Source organism: Bacillus sp. FMQ74, assembly GCF_001875785.1.
GTDB lineage: Bacteria > Bacillota > Bacilli > Bacillales > Bacillaceae > Bacillus > Bacillus stercoris.
Map to the genome: position 1 here is coordinate 80,910 of NZ_MOEO01000010.1, position 8,547 is coordinate 89,456.

Consider the following 8,547-nt stretch of genomic DNA (forward strand, 5'->3'; position numbering starts at 1 on the left):
GTTGTCCGCAAGTCATCTTTGTTATAACCCGCATAGGACATTATCTTAAATGTTGAGGTGGAATCACAGATGGATAAAACGATTTCGGTTATTGGAATGCCAATGGATTTAGGACAAGCACGACGCGGAGTGGATATGGGCCCGAGTGCCATCCGGTACGCTCATCTGATCGAGAGGCTGTCAGACATGGGGTATACGGTTGAAGATCTCGGTGACATTCCGATCAACCGCGAAAAAATCAAAAATGACGAGGAACTGAAAAACCTGAATTCTGTTTTGGCGGGAAATGAAAAACTCGCGCAAAAGGTTAACAAAGTCATCGAAGAGAAAAAATTCCCGCTTGTCCTGGGCGGTGACCACAGTATTGCGATCGGCACGCTTGCAGGCACAGCGAAGCATTACGATAATCTCGGCGTCATCTGGTATGACGCGCACGGCGACTTGAATACACTTGAAACTTCACCATCCGGCAATATTCACGGCATGCCGCTCGCGGTCAGCCTCGGCATTGGCCATGAGTCACTGGTTAACCTTGAAGGCTACGCGCCTAAAATCAAACCGGAAAACGTCGTTATCATTGGCGCCCGGTCACTTGATGAAGGGGAGCGCAAGTACATTAAGGAAAGCGGCATGAAGGTGTACACAATGCACGAAATCGACCGTCTTGGCATGACAAAGGTCATTGAAGAAACCCTTGATTATTTATCAGCATGTGATGGTGTCCATCTGAGCCTTGATCTGGACGGACTTGATCCGAACGACGCACCGGGTGTCGGAACCCCTGTCGTCGGCGGCATCAGCTACCGGGAGAGCCATCTGGCTATGGAAATGCTGTATGACGCAGGCATCATTACCTCAGCCGAATTCGTTGAGGTTAACCCGATCCTTGATCACAAAAACAAAACAGGTAAAACAGCAGTAGAGCTCGTAGAATCCCTGCTAGGGAAGAAGCTGCTGTAATAAGAAAACCCCCGCACCCGCGGGGGTTTTTCATTTATCCAATCATTTTCTCAGCGACTTTCATCTCCTGTGAATGGGTTTGATGGTCTGCAATAAACCAACCTGATAAAATCACCGCTGCGACGCCTGCGCCAATCAGAAATCTTTTCATTTATATAACCTCCGTTCGTTTAATCAGTTCTTCAATTTGTAATGCTTCATAAAAAAAGTGGGCAGCTTCTTTGTAAAGCTCAAGTTCCCTATACCGTTCGCCAGCCAAAATGGAAAGTTCTCTTACACTGTCATACTCTTTCTCGGACAACAAGTCAGCCATATGTTGTTTGCATAAGTGAAACGTTTCCGCATGACCCCCTTCTGCATAAATGGCATATAAAATGTCTATTTTTGCCTCACATATTCTATTCGGCTCAGCAACCAATTTTTCCTTCACGTCTTGGTAATAAGATAAGGCCTGTTCTTTCTTTTTGATCTTAAACAGCTCTCGTATCAGCAAGTAGGCAGAATGATAATAATAAGCGGAGCGGGCATACTCTTCGTTTCGTAGAGCCTCCTCTAATTTCGAAACCGCTTCTTCTGATTTGCCGCTTTGCGCATGGAGAAGGCCGAAGTTATGCAAAAGCTGGGCTTCAAAAAAATGATCCTCTAATTCACTCGTGATCCGAATTGCTTCGTCCAAATAAGCCTCAGCTTCTTCAAACTGGCTCATCTCTGTAAAATTGCCTGACATGGTGATCAGCGCTGAAGCCAGCTTCTTTTTATAATCAGTCTCTTCCCTGAACGTTTTGACCGCTTGCCGTGTATGATTGAGGGACACAATATTTTGTCCCAGCTTATAATAGAGCTTTCCGACCTTCAGGTGAAATTCGGCTTTCTCAATCGGATCGGGAATGTTGTCGAGATACTGCTCTGCATCTTTATACAGCCCAATGGCAATGTCATAATTATTTTTATAGGCCTCATACATGCCTTCAAACAGAAAAAAGTAATATTTCAGCATGTCAGACGTAGCATTCATATGAGAAGGCTCCTCATGCTGAAAGCCCTGTCCTCTCGCCTCGTGAAGCAAAACCTTGTGGCGCAGTTCCAGCAAGGAGAAGTAGGCAAGCACCTCCTGATCCTCTTCCATGTCATCCAATAAAGGCTTCACTTCTTCAAATAAACGGGAGGATTCTTCAACTTCATGTTTCTTGATAGCAAGGTACCAATCGTTAAGCATGCTAGCGATTTCTGCAGGTGCAATCTTATTCATGTGAAACTCCTTTCTCTAGTGACTTATCAATCTCAGTTGCTTATTCTGATAGTAACACCTCTTTCTATTTTATGTAAAATCCTCTAGTCAATATATGAAGGAGAGATGATATGACAATCATGCTGACCCCTATGCAGACAGAAGAATTTCGGTCTTATCTCACATACACAACAAAGCATTACGCGGAAGAAAAGGTAAAAGCGGGAACATGGCTGCCTGAAGATGCACAGCTTTTGTCTAAGCAGGCATTTACTGATCTGCTTCCGAGAGGGCTGGAAACACCCCATCACCATTTGTGGAGCCTCACGCTGAATGAAAAGGATGTCGTTGGCTGGCTCTGGATACATGCTGAACCGGAGCATCCGCAGCAGGAAGCGTTTATTTATGATTTCGGGTTATATGAACCGTATCGGGGAAAGGGCTATGCAAAGCAAGCATTGGCGGCATTAGATCAAACGGCACGCAGTATGGGAATCCGCAAGCTGTCCCTTCATGTCTTTGCCCATAATCAGACGGCGCGAAAGCTATATGAGCAAACCGGATTTCAAGAAACAGACGTAGTGATGAGCAAGAAGATTTGACGAAAAGGGCCTGATAAAGGTCTTTTTCTGTAAATGATTTCTAAAAATTCTGTAAATAACCTAGTTACTTTCCTTATTTTCCTAATATAATGTGGGTGAGGAAATTACCTTTCCTACACTCACAAGAAAAGAGGAGATGTAATGAAGTTGAAGAAACGAGTGTCGATGTTTTTGGTAGCGCTTACAATGTGCGGCGGCCTGTTTGTTTCTCCCGCCAAAGCCGTAAAGACCACAAACTATGCTGAAGAAATCGCCGCACTGCAGCCAGGCACGACACCGGAGGAAATCATGGAATCCGCCAGCCAGATTGCCAAACAGCAGCACGTAAAGCAAGACGTTATCCTAAAACAGTTCTATAAGGAAATCACAGCTGATAAAGCAGAGGGAGACCGGCTCGCCAAGGAAAGCGGCATGTCTATCATGGGCGGATCGTCCGGCACGAAAAAACTTCCGACAAGCGCGAAAGGCAATATCTATTACACGAACTCCTACACAGCCTACTATAATCATGGCCACGTCGGCATGTATTCCGCCGCTGACAAAATTGTTGAATCTGTCCCGGGCGACGGCGTCAGGCAGATCGCTTACAATGCCAGAGACGTGGAAGACAACTCCATTGTTCAAACTGTCAGCGTTACCTCATCTCAAAAAACAGCTGCCGCTGACTGGGCGGTATCAAAAGTCGGTGACCCATACTCATTTAATTTCGTCAATAACAGAAATACCGGCCATGACGGCGCCAAAAACTGTTCAAAGCTCCTATGGTCCGCCTTTTTGCTGAAAGCCGGCATTGATATAGACAGCAACGGAGGTTTAGGAGTGTATCCGCGCGACATCACCAGCTCATCCTATACAGCAACCATTATGACCATCAGATAAGGAGAGGGATATGAAAAAGTGGATGATCACCATTGCCATGCTTGTACTCGCAGGAATCGCACTTTTTGTCTTCATTTCTCCTCTCAAAAACCATAAAACCGTGAGTCAGCAGGATCTCAGAAACCCCGATTTCCTGGATGACAAAGAAGTCCTGCTGTATTTCTCATCCTCTGCGGATCAAGATGCATTTGGCGGCGGGAAAAGCTACGCCCTGTTTATCAGCCAGGACGGGACGCTGTCTTCCTTTAAGATGAAGGGCCTTGAGCTGGGCTCAGCCAAGGTTCACGGCGACAGTGTGATGCTGGAGGACAAAAACACGATTTACACGATCAAAAACGGTCTGCGCTCCCATAAAAGAACCTATCAGCACACAGGCGACAGCGCAGGCTTTCTGCAAAACACGGACGGCTTTTATACCTTATACAACTCCGGCTACGACAAAAAGGGAGACAAATACCGTTCAGAGCTGTACCGCCAGATGGACGGAGAGTGGAAAAAAGACGTCATCCCCTACTATATCCGCGCCTCCGGTTTTCATGATGGCGCCATTTACGCACTAGTCCCGACAGCTGACGAAAAAGGCTATGATCTCCTTCAGATTCAAGCGGATCAGAAGAAGCTCACCTACCACAAGATAACGGAATGGCAGTACCGGGAAGGAGCCTCAGTCGAATCCCAGCTTGCCGTGGACGATCAAGCTGTGTATGTCATTATTCGCGGCCAAAAAGCCCGCAATCTTTATCAAATGGTCAAGATCAACAAAAAAAGCGGCAAAGTAGAGCTGCACGACATCGCCGAATACAAAAACGATGAACAAACGATATACAGCTCCATGCCCTTCAGCTTTAAAAACAGCTTTTTCCCTTATGACGGGAACCTGTATTTCATTGACGGCTTCGGAAAGGTACACAAAATCGATGCCAAGACAGGAAAAACAAGCATCGCCTTCACCCTTTCCCAGGATAAAATGAAAGCCGATTTCAAAGAAATCACCCAAAAAGGCAGCAGCCTCTATTTCTTCACATACACGTATAACAAGCCTGCATACATTGAACAGTACAGTCTGAAGACCGGAAAGAAAGTGAAGGAAAAAGAGATTGGGAAGGTAAAGGATGTTGTGACGCCGAAGAGTCATTTGAAGCTGTATGATGTTGAGGTGATGAAGGGGTTTTAAGCGTAAGGAGGCTTTATGGGAGCTATCGCCGTTTTATTTATCGTTTTTGGTTTTCCGATCATTGCAGGTGTATTTGGTATAGCGGGTCATTTTTTATTTAAAAGATTTTGGGTGGCACCGCTCATTGTCCTTATCGCGAGCTTGATATTGTTATTTACGTTAGCTTCGGGCAATAGCTCATTCATGTTTTGGGTTGTTATGTATACGGCGATTGCGTTAGTAACCAGTATTGTCACATTATTTCTCAGGAAATTTTTAAATTGATCGCTGTTTATGAAGAGACTGATGTGAAGTCTCTTTTTTTGTTGAACCGAAGTTTGCAGAGATTTTGGGTATGTTTTAGAAACGAATCTAAAGGAGGAATTACATGCGCACCAAACGGGTTATTCTTCTGGCAGTTATGATATGCCTGGTTTCGGCCATTACTGTGTTCCTGTTAAATGGACGTAAAGTCGACTTGCTAGACATCCTCGGAACCATTACCGGCTGCTTTCTTGGCATTTTTGTTGTTATAAGAATACAGAAAAAGCAGTCGTGATAAAGGGAAAGGGTCATGACGAACCGAAGTCAAGTTCTAGGACCAAGAGTCCAAAAACATGAATGGGAGGAATGGCGTTGACAGGAAACAAAGCGGTTGTGTACAAAGGCAAAGGGAATGTGGCAGTGGAGGATATCGGTTATCCGGAGTTAATCTTGAAGGACGGGCCCGGAGTCCCGAAGGCGAATGTGAATCGAAAATGTGAGCATGGGGTTATTCTCAAAGTCATTACAACCAACATTTGCGGAAGCGACCAGCATATGGTGCGGGGGCGCACGACAGCGCCTGAAGGCTTGGTGCTCGGGCATGAAATTACGGGAGAAGTCATTGAAACGGGGCGTGATGTCGAATTTATCAAAAAGGGCGATATCGTATCTGTTCCTTTCAATATTGCCTGCGGACGCTGTGTGATGTGCAAAACGCAGAAAACGCATGTGTGCCTGAATGTCAATCCGGACCGGCCGGGATCGGCTTACGGCTACGTCGATATGGGCGGCTGGGTCGGCGGCCAGTCTGAATATGTCATGGTGCCATACGCTGATTTTCAGCTTTTGGTATTCCCTGATAAAGAACAGGCGCTTGAAAAGATTCTCGATTTGACCATGCTGTCCGACATTTTCCCGACCGGCTTCCATGGAGCTTACACAGCTGGCGTGCAAACAGGTTCAACCGTTTACATCGCGGGAGCGGGGCCTGTCGGCTTGGCAGCTGCACACTCCGCTCAGCTCCTAGGGGCCTCCACCGTGATTGTTGGCGATCTGAACGAAGACAGACTGGCACAGGCGAGAAGTTTCGGCTGTGAAACGGTCAACGTGCAAAAACACGACCGCCTCGGCGAGCAAATTGAACAAATACTAGGTGAACCGACCGTTGATGCCGCAGTGGACTGTGTCGGCTTTGAAGCATCCGGGCACGGCAATCAAGGAGAAGCGCCAGCCGCTGTACTGAACTCGATCATGGACGTCACCCAGGTCGGAGGCAGCCTTGGCATTCCAGGCTTATACGTGACCGAAGATCCCGGTGCAAAGGATGCGGACGCCAAAACAGGCTCACTAAAAATCCGATTCGGACTCGGCTGGGCCAAAGCCCACACCTTCGTGACCGGACAAACGCCCGCCATGACATACAACCGCAATTTGATGAAAGCGATCCTGAGCGGCAGAGCGCAAATCGCAAAAGCCGTCAACGCCACCGTCATTTCTCTGGACGACGCGCCAAAAGGCTACAGCGACTTCGACAAAGGCGCAGCCAAAAAATTCGTCATCGACCCGCATGGAACATTGAAGTAAAAGAAAAAGCCGGACGTTCTCAGAACGCCGGCTTTATTGCTGGTAATCTGTTTCTTCAAAGTGATATCCTGTTTCGTCTTGGACAATTAAATCCCCTTCAATTTTGTCCAGTCCAATCAAAATAAAAGGGTTTTTCTCATTTGCCGTAGGAGCAGGTTTTCGTTTCACAGTTACAGTTGTTTCTTTAGGTGAGAATTTGACGTTTGACACCTCAAGCTGTTTTTCGTTCTCGCTACTTCCGAGAGACACGACAACCATTTTTTTGCCTTCTGATATGGTGAAGACTTGATATCCTTTTACAGCATCATGTATTTGAAGGTAATTAGCGTATATTTCTAAGTCTAGACTGCCTTCATCGATTCGATCCTTCTCCAACACCCAATAAGACGGCTGACACCCAGCAAGCAGCAGCAGCATGATCACAAAAAGCCAAACCCATCTAAAGCGCAAATGCAAACCTCCCCACACATCGGATACCTTCAAACTAACACACGAGCGAAATAGAGTCATCAACAGCTTGTTTGTCGAATTGTGGATAAAACTCAGCCCGAAGCACTACTAACATGTGAATAAATAGGTTATATTGAGAAGAGAACATTTGTAAAAATGGAAGAAATCATCGGAGGATTTGAACATGAAACAAGCATATTATTCCTGTGAAGAACACATCGAAACGGTGCTGGATATGTACATAGACGACCACGAGCTGCCGCCCGAAATCAGAAAAATCGAACATACTAACAGTTTATCCACAGCCTGTGAATTATGTGGAGACCCCGCAGTATATATAGTGGGGAACGAATGATCTTACACAAAATACAGAAAAGATATCCACAATTGTGGACAACATATATGAATAACTTGTTTTTAAAGTGGGGATGACCTGTGAATATCAATATTGTGACAATCGGAAAACTAAAAGAAAAATACCTCAAGCAAGGCATTGAAGAATACACCAAACGACTTTCGGCCTACGCAAAAATCGACATCATCGAACTCCCGGACGAAAAAGCGCCGGAAAACCTAAGCGACCAGGACATGAAAATCATAAAAGACAAAGAAGGCGACCGTATCCTATCAAAAATCAGCCCCGACGCCCACGTCATCGCCCTCGCCATCGAAGGAAAAATGAAAACATCCGAAGAACTAGCCGATACAATAGATAAGCTGGCTACATATGGAAAAAGCAAAGTCACCTTCGTCATCGGCGGATCACTCGGATTGAGTGACGCGGTAATGAAGCGAGCGGATGAGAAGCTGTCGTTCTCGAAAATGACGTTTCCTCATCAGTTGATGCGTCTTATTCTGGTGGAGCAGATTTATCGGGCTTTTCGGATTAATCGTGGGGAGCCGTATCATAAGTAAATTAAACAAAAGGAAATTTCTATAATTAAATTTAAATATAAATGACAAAAGATTATATTCCTAATTTTAGAAGACATCTCATCAAAACCAAGGTATAATTGAATTTAATTCATAAAATAACCAAAAATGAGAGAACGGTGGATAATTAGAAGGAATTCTAAAAAACTTCTTAAACATATACAAAATAGTATTGAGTGAATTTTTATTATTTAAACTTATTTAAAGATAAATAATAGGGTTGACCTAATTCTATACTGTGCTCAGAATTATTTACCTCTATACTCAGCATATGCAAATGAGATCATCCGTATCGGAACTATAATACAAAAAGTAAGGAAAATTTTGCTGTTATATGCGTATATAATTCTGAGGTGTAAGGATTAAAAAGAAATAATGTGAAATAGTTTTCTGTGATGATGGTCACTGTTATACCTTTACAAAAATAACATGGTAAATAACATATTTCCTCAGAGCAACTGAACATAATACTTTTTCATTAAAGAACAATATAC

General features: G+C 44.7%; 12 protein-coding genes. 9 read left to right on the forward strand and 3 right to left on the reverse strand.

Going from position 1 to position 8,547, the window contains the following annotated elements:
- The first annotated feature begins 69 nt into the window (after window positions 1-69).
- Window positions 70-960: an arginase gene (gene rocF, locus BLL41_RS17860; RefSeq protein ID WP_003226959.1), complete on the forward strand. Its 891-nt coding sequence runs from the start codon at window positions 70-72 to the stop codon at window positions 958-960.
- Between the two features lie 34 nt (window positions 961-994).
- Here rocF and BLL41_RS17865 read toward each other — a convergent pair whose 3' ends face one another.
- Both BLL41_RS17865 and rapG read right to left on the reverse strand, forming a co-directional pair.
- Window positions 995-1,111: a Phr family secreted Rap phosphatase inhibitor gene (locus BLL41_RS17865; RefSeq protein WP_003226961.1), complete on the reverse strand. Its 117-nt coding sequence runs from the start codon at window positions 1,109-1,111 to the stop codon at window positions 995-997.
- A complete protein-coding gene (rapG, locus tag BLL41_RS17870) occupies window positions 1,112-2,209 on the reverse strand; it encodes a response regulator aspartate phosphatase RapG (protein ID WP_071578869.1) in 1,098 nt (365 codons plus the stop codon). It abuts the gene before it with no gap.
- Window positions 2,210-2,319: 110 nt separating this feature from the next.
- Here rapG and BLL41_RS17875 point away from each other — a divergent pair, with 110 nt between their 5' ends.
- The 6 genes from BLL41_RS17875 to fdhA all read left to right on the forward strand — a co-directional run bounded on the left by BLL41_RS17875 (window position 2,320) and on the right by fdhA (window position 6,670).
- Complete coding sequence (locus BLL41_RS17875) at window positions 2,320-2,790, forward strand: GNAT family N-acetyltransferase (protein ID WP_071578870.1); 471 nt, start codon at window positions 2,320-2,322, stop codon at window positions 2,788-2,790.
- Between the two features lie 141 nt (window positions 2,791-2,931).
- Complete coding sequence (locus BLL41_RS17880; protein ID WP_071578871.1) at window positions 2,932-3,669, forward strand: YiiX/YebB-like N1pC/P60 family cysteine hydrolase; 738 nt, start codon at window positions 2,932-2,934, stop codon at window positions 3,667-3,669.
- Between the two features lie 10 nt (window positions 3,670-3,679).
- Complete coding sequence (locus BLL41_RS17885) at window positions 3,680-4,843, forward strand: hypothetical protein (RefSeq protein WP_071578872.1); 1,164 nt, start codon at window positions 3,680-3,682, stop codon at window positions 4,841-4,843.
- 15 nt (window positions 4,844-4,858) lie between these two features.
- On the forward strand, window positions 4,859-5,107 hold the full coding sequence (locus BLL41_RS17890) for a DUF2651 family protein (protein ID WP_071578873.1): 249 nt from the start codon (window positions 4,859-4,861) through the stop codon (window positions 5,105-5,107).
- A 103-nt stretch (window positions 5,108-5,210) separates the two neighbouring features.
- Window positions 5,211-5,381 (forward strand): hypothetical protein, encoded by a 171-nt coding sequence (locus BLL41_RS17895; protein WP_071578874.1) that lies wholly within the window; start codon window positions 5,211-5,213, stop codon window positions 5,379-5,381.
- Window positions 5,382-5,443: 62 nt separating this feature from the next.
- The gene (fdhA, locus tag BLL41_RS17900; RefSeq protein ID WP_083428067.1) at window positions 5,444-6,670 is read left to right on the forward strand and encodes a formaldehyde dehydrogenase, glutathione-independent; all 1,227 of its coding nucleotides are present in this window, start codon (window positions 5,444-5,446) and stop codon (window positions 6,668-6,670) included.
- Between the two features lie 33 nt (window positions 6,671-6,703).
- Here the strand turns inward: fdhA and BLL41_RS17905 are convergent, their stop codons facing one another.
- Complete coding sequence (locus BLL41_RS17905; protein WP_071578876.1) at window positions 6,704-7,120, reverse strand: hypothetical protein; 417 nt, start codon at window positions 7,118-7,120, stop codon at window positions 6,704-6,706.
- A 184-nt stretch (window positions 7,121-7,304) separates the two neighbouring features.
- On the opposite strand from BLL41_RS17905, the gene BLL41_RS17910 reads away from it, so the two are divergent.
- Window positions 7,305-7,475 (forward strand): CxxH/CxxC protein, encoded by a 171-nt coding sequence (locus tag BLL41_RS17910; RefSeq protein ID WP_003219122.1) that lies wholly within the window; start codon window positions 7,305-7,307, stop codon window positions 7,473-7,475.
- 80 nt (window positions 7,476-7,555) lie between these two features.
- The gene (gene rlmH / locus BLL41_RS17915) at window positions 7,556-8,035 is read left to right on the forward strand and encodes a 23S rRNA (pseudouridine(1915)-N(3))-methyltransferase RlmH (RefSeq protein ID WP_003226975.1); all 480 of its coding nucleotides are present in this window, start codon (window positions 7,556-7,558) and stop codon (window positions 8,033-8,035) included.
- The last annotated feature ends 512 nt before the right edge of the window (window positions 8,036-8,547 follow it).

Bases quoted from the DNA above. Each gene is read 5' to 3' on its own strand.
- fdhA (WP_083428067.1), top strand. From the start codon at position 5,444: ATGGGAGGAATGGCGTTGACAGGAAACAAAGCGGTTGTGTACAAAGGC.
- rapG (WP_071578869.1), bottom strand. From the start codon at position 2,209: ATGAATAAGATTGCACCTGCAGAAATCGCTAGCATGCTTAACGATTGG.
- BLL41_RS17875 (WP_071578870.1), top strand. From the start codon at position 2,320: ATGACAATCATGCTGACCCCTATGCAGACAGAAGAATTTCGGTCTTAT.
- BLL41_RS17865 (WP_003226961.1), bottom strand. From the start codon at position 1,111: ATGAAAAGATTTCTGATTGGCGCAGGCGTCGCAGCGGTGATTTTATCA.
- BLL41_RS17910 (WP_003219122.1), top strand. From the start codon at position 7,305: ATGAAACAAGCATATTATTCCTGTGAAGAACACATCGAAACGGTGCTG.
- rocF (WP_003226959.1), top strand. From the start codon at position 70: ATGGATAAAACGATTTCGGTTATTGGAATGCCAATGGATTTAGGACAA.
- BLL41_RS17880 (WP_071578871.1), top strand. From the start codon at position 2,932: ATGAAGTTGAAGAAACGAGTGTCGATGTTTTTGGTAGCGCTTACAATG.
- BLL41_RS17895 (WP_071578874.1), top strand. From the start codon at position 5,211: ATGCGCACCAAACGGGTTATTCTTCTGGCAGTTATGATATGCCTGGTT.
- BLL41_RS17890 (WP_071578873.1), top strand. From the start codon at position 4,859: ATGGGAGCTATCGCCGTTTTATTTATCGTTTTTGGTTTTCCGATCATT.
- BLL41_RS17885 (WP_071578872.1), top strand. From the start codon at position 3,680: ATGAAAAAGTGGATGATCACCATTGCCATGCTTGTACTCGCAGGAATC.